The sequence below is a fragment of the Clostridium sp. SGI.024 genome (assembly GCF_050315195.1).
In the GTDB taxonomy this organism is placed as follows: Bacteria; Bacillota; Clostridia; order Clostridiales; family Clostridiaceae; genus Clostridium.
The window spans coordinates 1-19,839 of sequence record NZ_JBNPON010000018.1 but is presented as its reverse complement, the minus strand read 5'-3'; the positions used below and the strand labels follow the sequence as shown (position 1 = coordinate 19,839).

Below are 19,839 nucleotides of genomic sequence, written 5' to 3'. Positions count from 1 at the left end.
TGTAAATGAAAAATGTAAAATTTAAAATGTAGAATTATTGAAAGAATTAATACAAGCTGAATTATGAAAGTTATAAATTCTAAAGGAATTCAATCCTTTATTTTTTCATTAATTATGCATTATCCATTATCTATTATGCATTATTAACCCTATCTTCTTCTCCTGTGTCTACTAGAAGAATCTCTACTTCTATCTGAATTAGAATTCGTATTTCCATTCATATTATTTCCATTGATATTTCCACCATTCATTCCACCAAACAACATTGATAATGGATCCATTTGAGAGTTTCCTTGATTATTCATAGCACTTCCACTATTAATACTTCCATTATTCATATTATTTTGTGTTCCTTGACTTCCTCCCATTAGCATACTCATTAATTCATTCATATCTATTCCATTGCTTCTATTTCCACCTTGATTATTTTGTTGGCTTTGTTGGCTTGTTTGACTTGGTTGCTGCATATTTAAGCTATTCATGAAATTTGCCAAAGGATTGTTCATGTTATTCATATTGTTCATATTTCTATTCTGATTAGGCATATTCATATTATTTCCACCCATTAACATGCTTAGTAATTGATTCATGCCATTCCCTTGATTCATATTATTTCCCTGAGGCATTCCACCTCCCATTCCATTCATAAGCATAGACAGTGGATTATTCATTTGTCCTTGAGTCCCTTGACCTTGTCTTTGTCCACCCATTCCACCCATCATTGAGCCCATGAGCATATTCATAAGGGGATTACCTCCACCCATTCCTCCAAGAGGGCTTCCTCCCATGTTAGGCATTCCACCTCCCATATTAGGCATTCCTCCTCCCATTCCACCCATTAGACCTCTAAAAAGCATATCCATCATTTGCATATGGTTACTCTCCTATTATATTACTATTACTATATATGTATTTATATCCAAGCACTTTTGCTACAAAAAAATTAATTAATAAGTAATAGTGAATAAGTAAGAAGTAAGAGTTATGGTTCTTTTGCTTCGCAAAAATTAATTTATAAATAAAAGTGAATAGGTAATTTAAAATAGGATATATTTAAAATATATCTTGTGAAATTTTATGTAATATGAGGTTAATAATGAAAGATAGTGAGTTACTTAAACAATCCATAGAGTTCTCTGTATTAATTATTGAATACTACAAGTGGCTTGTTTCATATAAAAAAGAATTTATAATGTCAAAACAAATTCTTAAAAGTGCAACTAGTATAGGTGCTAATATTCATGAAGCACAATACTCTATTAGTAAAGCTGATTTTATAAATAAAATACATATTTCCTTAAAAGAGGCCTCAGAAACAGAATATTGGTTAATTATATTAGAAAAAACAGGCTATTTATCTAATGAGCATGATATTTTAAAAGTAAAATGCCTATCTCTAAAAAAGATGCTAATTTCATCACTAAACACGATAAAAGGAAATTGATAAAACTTTAATATTCCCCCTTACTACTTTTTAACTTTCTAATTGTATTGAGATAAATTCTCCAACATTATGAGGGGGCCTCTGAGTTATTACCTCTTACTTCTTACCTCTTACCTCTTACCTAAAGAAAATATAAGGGAGATGCTGTCAACATCTCCCTTATATTTTCTTTATATTTTCTTTCTATCACTTTTCTTTTTTAGTAATGCACTAGTATCAAGAGAACCTTGTTTATTATCCTTCTTAGTTTCTTGTTTTTTAGTCTTTTTAACTTTCTTAGTTTTTTCTATTTCTTCTCTTATATCTTCTTGTACATTATCTTTAATATCATTCTTTTCTGTTGATATTATTTTATCCTTATTTTTGTTTTCTTTATTTAAAATAGCAGTGTCTTCTTTAACTGAATTTATATTTTTAGTTTTTTCCTTCATTATAATATTTGAATTTTCTTTTTGTTTCTTTTCCTTTTTAAGCTTATTCTTGTTTTTATTAAATATCTTAATAAAGTCTAAGTTTAATCTTCTATAAGCTATATCAAGCATAAATAATAAGATACTTATAATTAAAAGAGGTGTAGTTAAATTGATTTTCTTATATTCTCTTTCAAGCTTTCCTTCAAATACTTCTTCTGGCTTATTAATAAAAGTTCCCTTAGTTTCTTTTACCACTACATCTAGCTTTTCAGCATTAGTATTGAATTTATATTCATCTGAATATTGAAGTGCAAAAGCCCCTTTATAGTTATTAGTTATTTCACCATTTTCCTCTTCTCTTATATTGAAATTATAGAATCCTAATGAATTAAGTGGCACATTTGCAGAGAATTTTCCTGGTTCTACTTGAGCTAACTCAAATTCTCCCTCTTCGCCATTTTCTCCATTAAATATTCCCTTTACTTTTGCATCTTTTGAAATATTATCATTGTAAAATTCTATCTTTGCTTCATTACCTTCTTGACTAATATTTAAATATCCTTCTTCTCCATACTTTGGAATAGTAAAGTAAACCATATTTTTTATAAGCTGTGGTCCATATTCCCAAGCTAAATAATTTTTACTCCACTGTCCATTAACATCTGAAGTAAAGCTTACAGTTCTACCTATTCCATATTGCATAGCTGCTAATATTGGTTCATCATGACTTGAGCTTAAAATTTCAACTGCATTTTCCTTTATTGATGTTCCAATATATCCAAGAAGACTTGGAATACCATCTGATGTTTTTACACCCGCTAGTATTTCGTGATTACTTAATATTTTTGGTGTAAATTCTTCATTGATTATATAAGTTCCTGCTGATAATAAAACTTCCTTTGCAAATATTCTAGGTATATCAGTGTATATATCAGTATAATAACTTCTTCCTCGTCCAATGGATGCTAATTGTCCTAAAAGATCTGCATTTGCACCTTCTCCAACTGCAACTGTTGAAAGAGTTATATTATTATCATTAAAGCCTTTAAGTAAACTTGCATAATTATCAAAACCATACCCATCTTGACCATCTGTTAGTAATATAGTGTGCTTTATCTTTGCATTACTTTCAACTTGCATATTATAACCTTGCTCAAGAGCTGGATATATAGAGGTTCCACCTCTGATTTGTATACCTGAAATCATTTCCTTTATATATTCCTTGTCTCCAACCTTTTGAAGTGGTACAACTACATCATAAGTATCATCAAAGGCTATAACTGATATTTCATCAACTTCTCTTAAATTTTCTAAAGCCTTCATAGCAGCTTCTTTAGCTAAAGTTAATTTACTTACACCTCCTCCTTCTGCACTCATACTTCCAGACTTATCTATAATTAAGTTAATACTTATTGCTGGAACTTCATTTTTACCTCTCTTGTCCATATACACTGGTAAAACTTTTTCTAAGGCTGTATCTTTATAACCACCAAGTGCATAAGAATCTTCACCACCAAAGGTAATTAAACCACCACCATAATCTTTAACATAACTTTCAATGTTATCCATAAAACCATTAGTTAAATCATCTCTATGAACATCATTAAAAACTATTGTCTTATATTCAAGCATTTCATTTAAAGTACTTGGGGATGCACTTGGAGATATTTTCTTTATATTTGCTCCAGAATTCACTAATATCTCTTCTAGTGCTGTAGAATCTGCCTTTATTCCATTAACAAGAAGTATAGTAGGTCTATCTATTACATTAGTAAAAGTACTATATTCATTATTAGATTTATTTGTATCTTCTTCTGCTTCAATTAATACTCTATATCCTTTAAAGCCTCCTGAAGCTTGCTTATCTTTAAAAACAAAGGAATTTTTCCCCTTTTGTATTTGAACTTCTTGTTCCCCAACTTTAGTTCTACCAGAAAATAATGATAATTTAGCTTTGGTTGCATAATTAGATTTAATATCTATAGATACTGAAAATTCTTCACCTACAGATATATTATCTGGTACCTTCACACCATCTACATAAACTTCATTTCCTTTTTCACCAGTTATCTTATATACTTTTAAATCTATTTTTTGCTCATTAATAAGTGGAATAGTTTTTAATATATCACCTTGATTTTCTTCTCCATCAGTAATTAAAACTATTCTTTTTGAGCCTCCTCTTTCAAATAAACTTAAAGCACTTTCAACTGCTTCTTGAATATTTGTAGCTGTAGCTATAGGCTTTTCATTAATAGATTTATATTCTTTTTTTCTATTTAGCACCTTATCAACTTTTGAGTTGTCACCAAATAAAACTACACCTGCCTTATTTCCACTTGGAATTTTTTCTAAGGCTGTAGATATAAAATCCTTTCCTGACTCTTCAAAGTCAGAAGCACTTTCTGAAACATCTAGTAAAAATACTGTAGAAATATTTCTTCCTTTTAAGTTTAAGGTTATATTTCCTAAAGCTAATATTAATAAGGTAAATATTATCACCCTACTTATAAATACAACTATTTCATTTTTATTATATAACTTATATTTTTTTAAACTATAGTACATAAAGGCAAAGACTATTGGGATAAATATTAAAAAATATAAGTTTCCTATTTCTATCTTCATATTCTTTACCTCCTAATTACCCTTCTTATACATTATCCACTCAAAAGCTACTACTGCCATTGCTAAAATTATAAGTAAAGGAGAAATATTTAAACCTCTCTTTAAATCTGATTTTACATTAGCTATATTTTCACTTTCACTAATGTTGTTAACATTTGTATTTCCCTCTTTCTCTGAAGGAAAGTTAACTGAAAATAATTCTTTTTCTTCTTTATCTTCAAGCTTATATATTCCAAGATTATTATCTTCTCTTATCTCATCACCAGAAGAAATCTCCAAAGTATCTCCATTTGGGTAAGTTAGTGAAATATTTTCCTCTAAAGATAAGCCTTTAGCAATAATTTTTTCACCAGCTTTAAAATTATTTTTATAAATCATTCCACTTGAAATTAGATTTTCTCCAAGCTCATACATTAAAATTGGGAATTCCTTTTTAAGTGGAAAATCACTATTATGAAGATCAAAAGATAATGCAGCTATTTTCCTTCCATCAACTTCTCCCTTAAAGCCTATAAAGTCTTCATCTATATTTAAGAAACCTCTTCCATAGTAAGGTATTTCTATTGAGTTATATTTAGCAGCTGTAAAAGTAGTTTCCTCCAAATACTTTGAAACTTCTCCAATAACAGCCTTAGCTTCTCCACCTTCTCCTCCATTAATTACATTAAAGAATTCATTTGATGAAGGATTAATAAATAATATGCTTCCCTTTGATGGCATAATATCTGGTGTAACATTATCAAATACATATAAATCATAATTATCTTCGCTAGTTAAATTAGAAGCACTATTGGTCTTATAAACTTCAGTGTTTTGAATACTAGCAAAGGCCTTTTCTAAAAATAAATTTTGTTCTGTAACAATAAGAACTTTATTTACTTTTTTCTTTCCTATAACATGATTATAAGTATTATCTTCTAAAATCATATCCTTCCTAGAAAGTTCTCCTCTTAAGAATTCAGATTTAATGGATGGTAAGTCAAAGGTTAAAGTTTTATTTTCACCTTCTTTAAGATCTAAAGTTTCTACCGATATAAGTTCTTCTCCATCATATAGTGAAAAGTCTCCTGAATATTCTCCAGAACCTCTGTTAGTAATAGTTGCAATTACCCTTACCTTATCCTCTAAGAATTTATGAGATATATTATCTATAGAAGCATTTACTCCTGAATTAGCTAAAGATACTACCTTTCCATTAACATCTCCTAAGGAAAAATCTTTATCAGTAATTGCAATTACTTCATACTCCTCTTCTATCCCTTCCCCTATTGCTTTTACAAAGGATAAGCTTTCACTTATTTCTCCAGTATTATAGCTTTGAGAAATTGATGATATAACCTCATTTGAAATATCTTTATTAAAATCTCCATTTTGAAGCAAGTTACTATTTCCATCAAAGGATATAATATAAGTATTTGTATCATCCTTAGTAGAATATAAAACTTCCTTTGCTAATTTTTTTGCTTCCTCTAATCTAGTCCAATCTCCATACTCTGCAGCCATACTTGCAGTATTATCTATTACTAGAATTATATTTTTATATGTTTTCCCTCCAAAATTTAAAAATGGCCTCATTAAACTAAATATTAATAATAGTAGTATTATTATTTGTAAAAGTAACATTATATTTTTTCTTAGTTTTTCCCAGGGTGTATTAGCCCTTGTATTCTTATAAACTTCATTCCACAAAAGAGTTGAAGAAATAACTTCTTCTCTATACTTTCTTTTTAATATATATAATAATATTAAAAGAGGAATAGTTATCAGTAAAAACAATGGCCATAAATTAGTAAATCCCATAACCTTTTCCCCCTAATAAAGTACTCTTTTCTTACTAAACTCACCTAAAATAATTTCTTCTATTTCCATAGATGAGCTAACACTTATAAATTTTCCACCATATTTTTTAACTAAATCTTCTAAGGATTTTTTATATACTTTTAAGGCTTTCTTATACTCCTTTATTACATTTGGAGTTAAACTCATCTTAACAGCTTCATTAGTTTCAGAATCTATAAATGTTATTTCATTACTAAACTCTGGATTTATTTCTTCCTCAGAAAGAATTTGAACTAAAATTATTTCTTGTTTTTTAAAAGCTAAATATTTTAAAGCTTCTTCTAAATATTTCAGACCATAATTATTAAAAAAATCAGAAACTACAACTGAAACTCCTCTATGTGTTAAAGGCCTCTTTTTAATACTTTTTGTTAAATCTGTACTTCCCTTAAACTCTAGGCTATCAAGCTCTCTAAGTATTCTTTGAAAAGCCTTATTTCCTGCTGCAGATTTAATGTTTTCTATATTTCCACTATCCATAGTAGAAATATTTACCCTATCTAAATTATTCAAAGCAATATAACTTAAGGCAGCCACTATCTTTAATGCAGTATCTTTTTTATTTACTAATCCATAATCCATAGACTTAGATTTATCTATAAAAAAGTTAAATACGCCTTCTCTTTCTTCCATAAAAACCTTAACAAAAAACTTATCAAATCTTCCATAGGCATTCCAATCTATTCTTCTAAAGTCATCTCCTGGTGCATAATCCCTATAATCAGAAAACTCAACAGAGACACCCTTTGCCTTAGATTTTCTTCCTCCTTGAGTGCCAGATGAAAGTTTAAAATTAATATGCATATTAATTTTATTTAGTTTTTTAAAAAAGTCTTCATTAAATAACCTTTCACCCATGTTCTACACAACCTTTAAATCTTCTAATAAAGTTCCTATAATGCTTTCTACAGTTAAACCTTCAGTTATAGCATCAAAATTTAAAATTATTCTATGTCTTAAAACAGGATAAGCTAACTCCTTAATATCTTCAAAAGAAACATTTAATCGCCCTTCCATTACAGCTCTTACCTTTGCTCCACTAATTATTCCTTGAGCTGCTCTTGGACTTGCTCCTGCTTCTACATATTTTTTAACTATTTCAGCTCCATCTTCTATTTCTGGATGAGTTGCTAGTATTAATTTTAAGGCGTATTCCATAACAGAATCTGCAATCTTAACTTCTCTTATTAATTCTCTTATTTTTAATATTTCATCACCTTCAAGAACTGAATTAATTTCAGTTTTATCATTTGTTAATGTTAAATCCATTATTGATTTTAATTCTTGCAAATTAGGGAAATCCACATTTAATTTAAATAAAAATCTATCTAACTGTGCTTCTGGTAGTGGATAAGTTCCTTCTTGCTCAATAGGATTTTGAGTTGCAAGAACCATAAAAGGCTTTGACATCTCATAAGTCTTTTTCCCTACAGTAACTGTTTTTTCTCCCATTGCTTCAAGTAAAGCAGATTGTGTTTTTGGCGTAGCTCTATTTATTTCATCTGCTAATAAAAGATTCGTAAATACAGGGCCTTTTTCAAATTTAAATAAGGTTTTATCTCCTTCTTTAACAACTATATTAGTACCAACTACATCTGCTGGCATTAAATCTGGTGTAAATTGAATTCTTGAAAATTTTAAATTTAGCACCTTACCAATGGTTTTAACTAATTGAGTTTTACCCATTCCAGGCATACCTTCTAACAATACATTTCCATCAGCAAATATAGCTATTAAAACCTCTCTAATAATATTCTTTTGCCCTATTATTCCCTTAGATATTTCTTCTTCACATTTTCTTATCTTTTCACATATTTCTATCATTTCTTTCTCATTTACTTCCATTGTATTCACCCCTTAGTTTAATCCTTCAAAATAATCCTTAATAAGATCCTTTAGACTTTCTGGAAGATTGCTATTATTTGCTCCTTCTAAAGCACTATTTGTATAATCTCCAATTACTTTATCATAATCAATTTTACTTCCATCTAAATTAAATCCATTTTGTGATTCTATACTTTGAGAATCTCCATTTTCATTTTTATTTCCAGTTAAATTTTCATCTTTTCCAATATCTCTTCCTGGAATATAAACTTGTTCTCCCTTTTTATTATCTATATCATTTTCATTACCTTCATTGCTACCAGTATCCCAGCCTGTTCCGCCTTGACCTCCATTACCTTGGCCATTTCCTTCACCTTCACCTTCGCCTTCGCCTTGGCCATTTCCTTCGCCTTCGCCTGAACCTTCACTTTCTCCAGAGTTCTCTACTTCTCCAGAGTTCTCTCCTTCTCCATTGCCATCTTTTTTCTTGCCTTCACTATTATTTTGAGAGTTTTCAATAGCTTCTTTTAAGCTTTCAGCATCAAGCTTTCCATCTAAAACAGAATTTGAAGCATTTTCTAAAGCTTCCTTTAAATTTTCATCATCTACCCCTTCTGAAGCACTTGCAAGAGATTTTGATAAATTATTTAGCTCACTAGAACTCATATTTCCTATTGACTTCTTTAAATCTCCTAAGGCTTTCTCCAAAGCTTCCTTATCCTTTGATAAAATTGCCTCTGCTAAGTCTTTACTTTCTTTCTTTTTCATAAGATCATTAACTAACTTATTTAAATCCTTCTTAGCTCCCTCTTCTTTTTCCTTATTAAATTTATCTAATAGATTTTTCTGCATATTTTCTATAGCTTCTTTACTCTTATCATTTTTAGCTTTATCTTTTGCATCCTCTAATTTTTTTTCCATTCTTTCTAAGGTTTTATTAACATGAAGCTTTTTTTCACTTTCTTTTAATTCCTTCTTTGCATCTTCTAATATCTTTTTTATGGCTTCCTTTTCTTCCTCTGATAAATCTTCTAACTTATCCACATTCTTCTTTTCTTCTTCCACCTTTTTAATGTACTCTTGTTGATAAGTATTAAACTCCCTAATCTTATTAGCTTCCTTTTTTGCACTTGTATCTATAAAGGAAGTCAAAATACATAATCCTATTAAGGCTATTACCAAAAGGATTTGCTTTTTATCAATAGAGATTTTAAGATTTTCTTTTATATTAAAGTTTCTTATAAATTTTAAAGTATCATTTTTTTGAGCTATAGAAATACTATCTTCATCATTAATAAATTCTAAAGAAGTTGTAAGTCTTTCTTTTAATCCCTTTGAATCTACTATTAAAGCAACCTTTTTATTATCAGGAGCTTTAATAAAACCAAAAATAATTATAGCTATTAATCCTACTAATAAAACTATTAAAGAAACTTCCTCTATATATGGAATAGTTATAAATAAAGATATTAAAAGTAAAGATAAGACTAAGCATAATAGGTATTTTAAACCTATTATGCTTAAATTAATTATAAAGTTAGCTTTAATTCTTTTTGATGCCTTTTTTATAAAGGTTAAAATTTCATTATTTAAAGAATTCATAGCTCTACTCCTTTACTTTTTTCTTAGTACCCTCTTTTCTAATTTTTTTTAATCTTATTCTTCCTTTTAGAGGATTTAATTTCCTAGCTGCAAAATATATAAATACAACACTTAATAATAATTGAATTCCTATACTAATATAATCTGCATATTTATTAACACCCATTTGACCTATGAAATAAAAAGAATTTCCTCCAAAGCCAACTTGGTTAGATAGCATAATAAAGAATCCTGTAGCTGGACTTAGGTATGCAATAATAGGTATTTTAGGAATATTGTTATTATACGCACCTCTGTATGCATTAAGAGTTAAAATAATAAATGCTATAACTATTGTCCCAACAAATATAAATAGAACTAAGGCATAAGTTAAGGCTGTTGCTGCTTTTGAAGTTTTAGAGTAAGTAGAAATAAATACTCCAATGGCACCAACAAATATAGTGTTTATAATAAAAGATCCTGTTAAAATTAATATATTACTTAATTTTACACCACCAATTAATCCACAAATTGCATATAAAGGTATTGTACATATTACTAACATAATTACCTTTAATGATGAAGCTGACAGCTTACCAAATATTATTTGAAGTGGAGTTAATCTTGTTGATAATAAAATATCTAAAGTTTGCTTTTCTCTTTCAGAACAAATAGATGTTGCAGTTAAAGATGGTACTATAAACATAAGTAATATAGCTTGAATCACTGCCATTGTAATATATAAGGTAACTGCTCCTTGTGGATTTATTCCTGAAGCATATATGTCTCTACTATAACTATTATAAAATATTAAAATCCCTGTAGCTAAAACTGATATATATATCAATATCATCAATGAAAATCTCGGAGTTCTTACAGATAATTTACTTTCATTTCTTAATACTGGATTTATTCTCATATCAAAATTCCCCCTTTTAATTATTTTCCTCTGTTATTTGAATAAATACTTCTTCTAAATTACCTGCAGCCTTACTGTAATTTATAACTGGTATATCCTTTAATACTAATTTTTTTAAGATATCCATAGCTTCTTTATCACCACCAGCTAAGTTAATGGTTATTTTATTACTATCAACAGATATTTCTTTTATTTCTGGTTGTTCTTTTAAAATTCCAATAGTCTCTTCAACTTTATCCATAACAGTTATATTTATAGGGGCAGTACCTGATGCCATTAACATAACATCTTCTACTGTTCCTTCACAAACTATAGCTCCATTTTTAATTATTCCTATTCTAGTACATATTTCACCAAGCTCAGATAATATATGAGAGGAAACTATTATAGTCTTTCCCATTTCCTTAAGATTTTTTAATATTCCCTTCATTTCAAATCTAGCTCTTGGATCCATGCCTGAGGCTGGCTCATCTAAAATTAGTAGTTCTGGATTATGAACTAAGCACCTAGCTAAACAAAGTCTTTGTTTCATTCCTCTAGATAATCCATCTACATTTGCATCATATTTGTCTTGTAAGTTCACAAGTTCTAATAAGTCCATAGATAGCTTCCTTGCTTCTTCTCCAACTATTCCATATATGGATGCATAAAATTCTAAATATTCTATTGCCTTTAAATTATCATAAACTCCAAAGAAGTCTGGCATATACCCTATCTTATCTTTTAAAGCCTTATTATTTTTTATTGCATCTATGCCATCTACATATACCTCTCCACTATCTGGGGAAAGAAGTCCAGATACTATCTTCATAGTAGTACTTTTCCCTGCACCATTTGGTCCTATAAACCCAAAAATTTCTCCTTTTTCTATTTCTAAGTTTAGGCCCTTTAATGCTTTAAAACTACCATAAGATTTTTCAAGATTTTTTATAACTAGCATTATCTTTCCCTCCCTGTAACAGTAATTATTGGAATCATTGATTGCCCCTTCATATCATCTACAGTATATTTAATTTTAATAGTATTATTATTAATGTAGTTTTCTAATTTAGTTATTTTTTCAAATCCTTGAGACATAGTGATCTTATCGTAAGTTTCTGTCTTATAATTATAGATATATTTTTGAGCAGAATCTTGATTTCCATTACCATATCTATCTACACCTTGTTTTATAATTAAATCTTTAACCTCTATATTGCTATCTATCTTATAATTAAACACAACATCTCCTTGACCGTAAATATATCCATTATAGTCATCTATATGAACATTACTTGATGCTAACTCCACAGTTGCTTCAAAATATCCGTCTGGGAAGTTATAGTCTCCATTTTTATCTTTAAATTCTAATTCTGCATCTTGAACTATAGCTGTTGTATCAAACTTAGAAATTGACTTTTTACCAAATTTAATATTATAGTCCATTGGTAAATCTGTTATTGCAATTAACTTAATATCTTTATTAATTGAAATTTCATTAGAAACTGCTCCAATTAAAGCTGAAACTCTCATTATATTTTTAAATTCTTCAGATTTTAATTTTCCTTTATTATTCCATCTTGCTTCATTATATTTTTGATTTAATATATCTGAATAAGCCTGTAATCCTGATGAACCTGATGTTTTTAAGGCTGAAATTTCTTTTTCTTCATCCTTATCTATTGATCCCATATCCCAGACATTTCTTCCTACCACTAAGATTAATCTACTAATATCGTATCCTAAAGTATTCTTAACTTTTCCATTTAGATTTCCTTCAGATAGATTAAACTCTGATTCTATTTTAGAAATTACTTCTTCTTTTCCAGTTACTTCAAAGGATTTCATATCTAAAGCATCACTATTATGGAATGTAAAATAAGAATTATTTCCACTATAAGTAGTCTTAACTCTCAGTACATTACTAACTTCTTCTTTATTCCCATAATAATAATAATAATCCATGGTAGAATAATTCATACTTAAATCTTCTGGCTTTTCAATAATTACATCTGATTTATATTTTGTTCCTATTCCTAAATATCCCTTAGCTGTACCTTTTCCATCTTTATCTACTAAAATTACATTATTTTGATTTAATACAATATCATTTACTCTTGTTTTATAACCCATAAAATAAATAATTAATGTAAATAATATTGATGCTAATGGTATTGCAATCCAAGTAAAATCTCTTTTATTTAACTTCTTTAAAACTATATATATTACTATTCCAATTACAGCTGCATACACTAAAAGTACAACAATCAATGATTTAACTCCTATTACTTCATTAATAGGAATAGATTTTGTTAAATCGTTTATCCTATAATATACTTGGTTATATACACCTTTAAAATTTGTGGTAGCAATATCATTTATAGCTTCTAATAATAAAGATTTAATAAAGCTTTTAGAGTCCTTTGATGATATAAATGGTTCTAATCCTAAATCAAAAGTTGTAATTAATATTTCCCCTTTACCTTTATTAACAGAATATACTAAAGGATTTGTATTATCTCCAATTTTAACTTTTCCATCTTTAACTTCTAAATCAGAAAAAACAAGATTTAAACTTTCATCTACTATTTTCAAATTTTTTGCTTTGGTTCCCTTTGATTTTATATCTAAAAAGTTTTTATCTATATTATTAATTGTTTTTGATTCATTAGCTCCAGCACCTATTATTAAAGTACCACCTTTATTTAGCCAAGAAGTTAAAGCTGTATATTGCTCTTTTTTTAATTTTGACATATTATAATTATTTATAAGAATTACATCTAACCCATCTATATTTAAACTATTTTCTCCAATTATTTTTTCATCTAATTGAACTTTTTCAATTGTTCCTTGTGTTCCTTGTCCTCCTTGATACCCTGTTGTAGATATATCAAATAAAATGCTTCCAGTATAGCTTAAAGCTGTTGGGTCATCTGTTAAAATTCCCATAAATAAATTTGATTCTGTAACTCTACCATTTGAAATTAGACTCTTCTTTTCAAATAAAACCTTTCCATTTTCCACAAGATTAACTGTAACCTTACTAGAACCTTCTGCCATCTTAATTGGTATAGTTACCTTTCCTGTTTCTCCTTTAGCTACAGATATTTCCTTACTATAAGCATCATATGTAGAAACATTGTTAGAAATTGTTCTTATTTCTACTTCGCCATTAAAATCCTTTTCAGAACTAGTAAATTCAACAGTAACAGGAATATACTTTAATGCTCTAAACTTCCCTTCTATCCCTGAAGAAATCTTCATTTCATAAGCTTCATTTTTATTGGCATCAGCCTTAGCTATAGAATTTCCAATAGGTAAAGTAAAGATTATTAAAGCTACTATAGCAATTACTATGCATTTTTTTAAAAATGTCCTCATCATTTAACCCCCTTAAATTGCATTATTATATATTTTATTCTAGACTAAATAATGGAAATTTACATTAACAATTCCTTAAGATTTTCTTATTTTCTTTAAATAAATTAAATAAATATAGTTAAAGCTTCATTATTTTCAATTTACATATAAAAATTAAAATCCCTTTAAATAGAAATTTTTATATTCTTATAAAGAATATTTTTGATACTTTCTATTTAAAAGGATTAATGTTGTATATTTATATAAATAATTTTGGTTTTATATAAATATAATTATTAAATTTCTATAATTATAAAATTAATTATATATCATATTTACTATATCAAATTACTATCTATTGTAATTTTACTTTTGAATTTTAGATATAACTCCTGATTCTTCCATTTTTTCTATCACTTTAGGAGCTACTAATTTAGCAAATGCACCATTTCCATAATGCGTTGCTGGTGTTCCAGATGTGCTATAAATTGTACCTTTTGTTGCACCATTTGTTTCGTTTGTGAAAAGTCTAGAATCTTCACCAAAGTCAATGTCAACATAAGTATTTGTGCTCCACGCTTTATAATTTTCAAATATTTGTTTAACTCCTGTAGCCTTATCATGTTTACCTACAGTTGTCCAGTATGGTACTGATTCATAGATAAACCATTGATCTTTACTCCATGTTCCACCATCTATACCTACACGATTAGGATAATTTGCATTAAAGTATGCAAAAAAGTCATTTGTCATAGCTTCAAATGCTGTTTTATGACCACTTGGATTAGCTCCATCATGTTCACCTTGACACCAAACAGTTCCAATATAATAATTATCTGGATTTAAGTCCAATAGATGTCCTATACGACCTTTAATTGTCTCATAATAAGCTGATGTTACTCCCCATCTTAATCCCTTATCTATACTAATAGGCTTTTTAGCAACTGGATCATATTGTCCAAATGATGCACTTGTTGTAAAGCCTGTACCTCCATAAGCAGCTGGAATTATAACGATTTTATAATCTTCAGGAATATAATTTAATAAAAGATTTCCTAAAGGTAATTGAATACCTTTTGCTTCAATCCTTCTCATATCTTGAAAATTTTGAGCTGTTTCAGTTAAAGGAATTATTTTTAAGTTATCATCACCATATAGGCCTAATTGATTAACTCTTGGATTCACTTCATATAATTTAGAAGATTCATCTATAACATCAGACTCATCATATCCTACAGCATTTGATTGTCCAGCAACAACTAAAATTGCATATTTCTTTTCCCATTTAGCATAAACTTCTGTAGTTCCTTCAATTGCTTTATCAAAATTAAATGCATTTCCATCTTTATCTACCCAACCAATAAAAGTATGTTTATCTTTTGAAGGATCAGTTGGTTGTGATACTTTATTACCTGCAACAACTTCTTTTTCTACAAGTTTAGTAGTATCATTAATATCTTTATAGAATGTTACATTATAATAATTCATTCTAGCAGTCTCACTAGTCACAACTCCATTACTTGCTGAAATAGTGCCACTTGGTTTTAATCCATAATGAGATGTAGAAGTAATTCTCTTCTCTGTTAAATCATAAATATCATATGTGCCATCATAAACTCTAGAAATTTCATTTCCTATTGTCTTAGTAAAATATCTTGTCTTATCTTTAACATCAACTAATCTTATTATTTTGTTCTTAAGTTTTCCTGTTACCTCTTTTCCGTCAATATTCATCTTAATATCTTTGTCCATATAGATATTAGTAATAGTAGTGCTAGTAGTACTAGCTTGAATTTTAATAGATTGCATGCCAAATAGTAAGAATATTCCGACTATTAAACTTAGAAATTTAGGTAAACGATAACATCTTATACCTTTCTTTCTCATAAAACTCCTCCTCATAATAAAATAGTTAAAAATATTTTCTATTTAATTTTATATTCTATTTGTGTGATATTCAATAATTTTGTTAATTTTTTATGAACTTTTTAAAATTTAGTTGCATAATATTTACTATTATGTTTTTATTTTAAAAATCTTATATATCTAGTTCCTATAATAAAAATTTTATATACAACAATACTATTACTCTAAAATATACAAAATTTTTGATTTATATTCCTACTATTCCTTAAAATAATTAAAATATCTAATCTTAGTATTAATAAATAAATATATAACGTACCATATCTAATATAATGTCTTTTTTTAGATATAAAAAAAGAAAATAAATTTTCCCTAATGAAAATCTATTTTCTTATATATTATTTATTATATTTTTCTTCTAATCTCCTTATATCCTCTTTACTATCTATCCATTCTTCTACATATCCACAATTGCAACAAATATAAGTTCTATTTTAATATATCTATAGTATTGGCATTAGCAGCCTTTCTTGCTGGAATAAAGCTTGAGGCAAGTCCTATTACAATTGAAATTACTACCGCTAATAAACCTGTAAATAAGTTTGGTGTAATTACTAATTTTAAGAATACTGATATTATATTAGCAACTATTATTCCTAAAATATATCCTATTATTCCACCTACTATAGTAATTAATATTCCTTCTATTAGAAACTCTCTTTTTATATCTCTTTTTCTTGCTCCAAGAGCTCTTTTTATACCTATTTCCTTAGTTCTTTCAGAAACTGCTGTGTACATCATATTCATAAGACCTATACTTGCAATAAATAAAGAAATTCCTGCTACAGAAGCAATAAATGTAGTTATAGTATTAAGTACTCCACCTAATAAATTTACTATTCCACTAGTATCTATAATTTCATATTTACCTTCTATTTTATTACCTTCAATTGAATTTAATGTATTTTCTATTTCTTTCATGCTAGCTTTAACATCTTTATCTTTTTTTAAAGTAATAGTTAAACCAACTACTTTTTTAATACTAGAAAAATATTTATCATAAGTTTCCTTAGGAATTTTTACATCTCCACCCATATTAAAAAAACTTACTTCATCTTCTGGTGGTGCCTTTTTTATACCTACTATTTCAAAGGATATTCCATTAATACTAGCTATTCCCCCTATTAATGGTTCTACATCATCAAAACTATTTTTTAATGCTTGCTCTGACATAAATATTACTCTGCTCTTAAGTAAGTTATCATTTTCTTTCAAATTTCTTCCAAAGGCTTCTTCTTCAGTACTAAAATCATCTACTGCCTTAACTAAGGAATTAATCTTTTTCCCTCTTATTTCAAATTCCATTAATTCACCAAAGGAATTATTATTATATTGAAATTCAACTGATTCAACTGAATCTAAGCTTTCAACCTTACTTTTATGTTTGTTTCCGAAAAACTCCACATTTGATGTATTTTGCATATAATCATCTGGAGTGAAATTAGCCATAAGTACAACTGCTCCATCATTTTCTCCAGTGAATTCTTTAATAGTTTTATTTTTATATCCTTGTCCTAAAGCTACTATTGCAATAACTGATGTTATACCAATAATTATACCTAACATAGTTAAAATAGATCTTTTTTTATTCCTATTTAAATTTCTTAAAGCAGCAAAAACTAAAACTTTAAATTGCATTTTTCTCTGCCTCCTTAAGTTCTCCATCAAAAATCTTAACTATTCTATTTGCTTTATTAGCCACATTTATATCATGAGTTATTAAAATAATAGTTATTCCTTCTTTATTTAATTCTTTAAATATATCTATTATTTCTTCAGAAGTTTTACTATCTAGAGCACCTGTAGGTTCATCTGCTATTATTATCTCAGGATTATTTACTAAGGATCTAATAATTGATATTCTTTGTTGCTGTCCACCTGATAATTGATTTGGATGTTTATTAATCTTATCTTTTAAATTCACTTTATCTAAAAGCTCATTAACTCTGTTCTTTGTTTTCTTTATTCCACTACCCATATATAACATAGGAAGCTCTATATTTTCTTTAATAGTTAATCTATCTATTAAATTAAAATCTTGAAAAACAAAGCCTATACTCTTATTCCTTAACTTGCTAAGTAAATCATCATTTAAGGTTTTTATTTCTTTTCCATTAAGTAAATAGACTCCTTCAAATTCCTTATCTAATAGCCCTAATATTTTAATCATAGTAGATTTACCAGAGCCTGATGGTCCCATTATAGCTAGGAATTCTCCCTTTTCTATTTCTAAATCTACATTCTTTAAAGCATGTAATTTTTCATCTCCTGAAGTATAATATTTATTTATCCCCTTCAGTTTTATCATATTAAACTTCCTCCTTACTATTTTCTGAAGGATTTAACATTATTTTATCTCCTACCTTTAAAGAATCATTTTGAAGTACATAATTATCATCTTTAAGAGTAGCTGTTATTTCTACCTTTTTATTATTTTCTCCCTCTGATAACATTACATATAATTTTCCTGACTCTTCTATAACAGAGCTTTTAGGAACTACTATTTCACCTGGATTTACTGTTAACTCTACGCTAAATCCAATTTTTATACCTTCATCAGGCTTAACATAAAATGTATATAAAGAAGATTTTTGATCAACTGACACAGTAGGAATATCATCAATTTTAGTTATCTTACCAGTAACCTTACTATTGTTACTTACAATTTTAATATCGACTTTACTATCTACTTTAAGTTCATCAACATCAAACTCTGAAGCTTGTGCTGCTATTAATGGCTCCTCAGAAATTACTCTCATATATTCCTTTGTAGGATCTTCTTTATTTATATAAACTTTCCCTCTTATTTCTGCTATTACAGGTTTAACAACCTTTTCTTTTAATGAATCCCTCTTTGAAATAGCATCATTTAAATTAGTTTTTAATTCTTCTATTATACTACCACTATTTAATTGATCTACTGAAACTGAATTTGCTGGATTTTCATTATTGCTAGCAATAGCTGCTGCTTCTTTCTTTAAAGCTTCTGCCTTACTTTCTCTTTCCTTTTCCTTCTCTATTTTAGAATTTAAAGAATTTATTTGCCTCTCCAATTCATCTACCTGTTCTTGAATAACTTCATTATAATAATTAAAAAGAACTGTATCCTTTTCAACTATTTGCCCATCTTTAACAAACACTTCATTCACTTCACCTTTAGAAGAATCTAACATTATTCTTTGTTCGTTACTTATAATACTACTTCCCTTAAATTTTAATCCTGAAGTATCTTCTATTGTAAAATACTCAACAGTGTTTTCTTTATTAGTTACAACTTTTGCCTTATTTTTAACATATAAAGCTCCACTTATTGTTAATCCTAAAGCTACTATAAATATACTACTTACTATTATTATTTTCTTTTTTTTCATATGCTCCCCCATGCAATAAAGGAGCCGAATAAAACAGCTCCAAATTTAATACTTATAAATTTACTTATTATTATTAATGTAATTTAAAATAAATTAATATATTTTTTTAACTTTATAAATTAATTTTCAAGCTCTTCCTTAGGAAAATATATATCTTTCTTCTTGTAAATAAAGAAAATCATTAAAGCTGGGAAAATTAATATTATAAATGAACCTATACCTATCCCTGAAGATATTGCTCTATATATAGATGATAAAATTTCTATTCCTATAAACATATATGCTCCAATAGGCTTTTTAAACAAAAGTAATATTACTGATATAGCTATAATTACTGATATAGCCAATGTTATAAACATTTCTGCTATATTTATTCCTGTTGCTACATTACCTAATCCTATACTCTCATAATAACTAATTATAGAGTCTTTGCTAAAAATAATAAATAAAGATCCCAGAATGACAAACAATTGTCCAAATAAATATAATACGGACATTGTAATAATTCCTGCCCCTGCCTTTTTAGTTTCTACTGTATTTTACATTTATACTCCC

General features: G+C 27.8%; 15 protein-coding genes. 1 reads left to right on the top strand and 14 read right to left on the bottom strand.

Translation table 11 applies throughout. The annotated features are described in order from the left end of the window. Window positions 1–149: 149 nt before the first annotated feature. Entirely contained in the window at window positions 150–872 is a 723-nt protein-coding gene (locus tag ACQRD5_RS07275; RefSeq protein WP_291626947.1) for a hypothetical protein, read from the bottom strand. Between the two features lie 224 nt (window positions 873–1,096). Here ACQRD5_RS07275 and ACQRD5_RS07270 point away from each other — a divergent pair, with 224 nt between their 5' ends. Next, window positions 1,097–1,444, top strand: coding sequence for a four helix bundle protein (locus ACQRD5_RS07270; RefSeq protein WP_291626945.1), 348 nt, complete (start codon window positions 1,097–1,099; stop codon window positions 1,442–1,444). A 170-nt stretch (window positions 1,445–1,614) separates the two neighbouring features. Here ACQRD5_RS07270 and ACQRD5_RS07265 read toward each other — a convergent pair whose 3' ends face one another. From ACQRD5_RS07265 to ACQRD5_RS07205, 13 genes are all read right to left on the bottom strand, one after another. Beyond that, window positions 1,615–4,485, bottom strand: a complete 2,871-nt coding sequence (locus tag ACQRD5_RS07265) for a VWA domain-containing protein (protein WP_291626943.1) — start codon at window positions 4,483–4,485, stop codon at window positions 1,615–1,617. A gap of 12 nt (window positions 4,486–4,497) precedes the next feature. Further along, the gene (locus ACQRD5_RS07260; RefSeq protein ID WP_291626941.1) at window positions 4,498–6,285 is read right to left on the bottom strand and encodes a vWA domain-containing protein; all 1,788 of its coding nucleotides are present in this window, start codon (window positions 6,283–6,285) and stop codon (window positions 4,498–4,500) included. Between the two features lie 12 nt (window positions 6,286–6,297). Beyond that, the gene (locus tag ACQRD5_RS07255; RefSeq protein WP_291626940.1) at window positions 6,298–7,182 is read right to left on the bottom strand and encodes a DUF58 domain-containing protein; all 885 of its coding nucleotides are present in this window, start codon (window positions 7,180–7,182) and stop codon (window positions 6,298–6,300) included. Window positions 7,183–7,185: 3 nt separating this feature from the next. Beyond that, window positions 7,186–8,169, bottom strand: coding sequence for an AAA family ATPase (locus tag ACQRD5_RS07250; protein ID WP_291626938.1), 984 nt, complete (start codon window positions 8,167–8,169; stop codon window positions 7,186–7,188). Window positions 8,170–8,181: 12 nt separating this feature from the next. Then, a complete protein-coding gene (locus ACQRD5_RS07245) occupies window positions 8,182–9,750 on the bottom strand; it encodes a pectinesterase (RefSeq protein ID WP_291626935.1) in 1,569 nt (522 codons plus the stop codon). Window positions 9,751–9,754: 4 nt separating this feature from the next. After that, on the bottom strand, window positions 9,755–10,648 hold the full coding sequence (locus ACQRD5_RS07240; RefSeq protein ID WP_291626933.1) for an ABC transporter permease: 894 nt from the start codon (window positions 10,646–10,648) through the stop codon (window positions 9,755–9,757). Between the two features lie 16 nt (window positions 10,649–10,664). After that, on the bottom strand, window positions 10,665–11,588 hold the full coding sequence (locus ACQRD5_RS07235; RefSeq protein ID WP_291626931.1) for an ABC transporter ATP-binding protein: 924 nt from the start codon (window positions 11,586–11,588) through the stop codon (window positions 10,665–10,667). Further along, window positions 11,588–14,011, bottom strand: coding sequence for a hypothetical protein (locus tag ACQRD5_RS07230; protein WP_291626930.1), 2,424 nt, complete (start codon window positions 14,009–14,011; stop codon window positions 11,588–11,590). The genes ACQRD5_RS07235 and ACQRD5_RS07230 overlap by 1 nt, the downstream gene beginning before the upstream one ends. Window positions 14,012–14,353: 342 nt before the next feature. Continuing rightward, window positions 14,354–15,874: an InlB B-repeat-containing protein gene (locus tag ACQRD5_RS07225; protein ID WP_291626928.1), complete on the bottom strand. Its 1,521-nt coding sequence runs from the start codon at window positions 15,872–15,874 to the stop codon at window positions 14,354–14,356. 468 nt (window positions 15,875–16,342) lie between these two features. Beyond that, complete coding sequence (locus ACQRD5_RS07220) at window positions 16,343–17,551, bottom strand: ABC transporter permease (protein ID WP_291626926.1); 1,209 nt, start codon at window positions 17,549–17,551, stop codon at window positions 16,343–16,345. Next, window positions 17,541–18,221, bottom strand: a complete 681-nt coding sequence (locus ACQRD5_RS07215) for an ABC transporter ATP-binding protein (RefSeq protein ID WP_291626923.1) — start codon at window positions 18,219–18,221, stop codon at window positions 17,541–17,543. The genes ACQRD5_RS07220 and ACQRD5_RS07215 overlap by 11 nt, the downstream gene beginning before the upstream one ends. Before the next feature lies 1 nt (window position 18,222). Continuing rightward, on the bottom strand, window positions 18,223–19,284 hold the full coding sequence (locus ACQRD5_RS07210) for an efflux RND transporter periplasmic adaptor subunit (protein ID WP_291626921.1): 1,062 nt from the start codon (window positions 19,282–19,284) through the stop codon (window positions 18,223–18,225). A gap of 119 nt (window positions 19,285–19,403) precedes the next feature. Then, window positions 19,404–19,754 carry a hypothetical protein gene (locus ACQRD5_RS07205; protein WP_427746653.1) on the bottom strand — a complete coding sequence of 117 codons (351 nt, stop codon included), beginning with the start codon at window positions 19,752–19,754 and terminating at the stop codon, window positions 19,404–19,406. Between the last annotated feature and the right edge of the window lie 85 nt (window positions 19,755–19,839).

Excerpts from the sequence above, each read along its gene's own strand:
- ACQRD5_RS07275 (WP_291626947.1), bottom strand. The coding sequence starts at position 872 with ATGCAAATGATGGATATGCTTTTTAGAGGTCTAATGGGTGGAATGGGA.
- ACQRD5_RS07270 (WP_291626945.1), top strand. The coding sequence starts at position 1,097 with ATGAAAGATAGTGAGTTACTTAAACAATCCATAGAGTTCTCTGTATTA.
- ACQRD5_RS07265 (WP_291626943.1), bottom strand. The coding sequence starts at position 4,485 with ATGAAGATAGAAATAGGAAACTTATATTTTTTAATATTTATCCCAATA.
- ACQRD5_RS07260 (WP_291626941.1), bottom strand. The coding sequence starts at position 6,285 with ATGGGATTTACTAATTTATGGCCATTGTTTTTACTGATAACTATTCCT.
- ACQRD5_RS07255 (WP_291626940.1), bottom strand. The coding sequence starts at position 7,182 with ATGGGTGAAAGGTTATTTAATGAAGACTTTTTTAAAAAACTAAATAAA.
- ACQRD5_RS07250 (WP_291626938.1), bottom strand. The coding sequence starts at position 8,169 with ATGGAAGTAAATGAGAAAGAAATGATAGAAATATGTGAAAAGATAAGA.
- ACQRD5_RS07245 (WP_291626935.1), bottom strand. The coding sequence starts at position 9,750 with ATGAATTCTTTAAATAATGAAATTTTAACCTTTATAAAAAAGGCATCA.
- ACQRD5_RS07240 (WP_291626933.1), bottom strand. The coding sequence starts at position 10,648 with ATGAGAATAAATCCAGTATTAAGAAATGAAAGTAAATTATCTGTAAGA.
- ACQRD5_RS07235 (WP_291626931.1), bottom strand. The coding sequence starts at position 11,588 with ATGCTAGTTATAAAAAATCTTGAAAAATCTTATGGTAGTTTTAAAGCA.
- ACQRD5_RS07230 (WP_291626930.1), bottom strand. The coding sequence starts at position 14,011 with ATGATGAGGACATTTTTAAAAAAATGCATAGTAATTGCTATAGTAGCT.
- ACQRD5_RS07225 (WP_291626928.1), bottom strand. The coding sequence starts at position 15,874 with ATGAGAAAGAAAGGTATAAGATGTTATCGTTTACCTAAATTTCTAAGT.
- ACQRD5_RS07220 (WP_291626926.1), bottom strand. The coding sequence starts at position 17,551 with ATGCAATTTAAAGTTTTAGTTTTTGCTGCTTTAAGAAATTTAAATAGG.
- ACQRD5_RS07215 (WP_291626923.1), bottom strand. The coding sequence starts at position 18,221 with ATGATAAAACTGAAGGGGATAAATAAATATTATACTTCAGGAGATGAA.
- ACQRD5_RS07210 (WP_291626921.1), bottom strand. The coding sequence starts at position 19,284 with ATGAAAAAAAAGAAAATAATAATAGTAAGTAGTATATTTATAGTAGCT.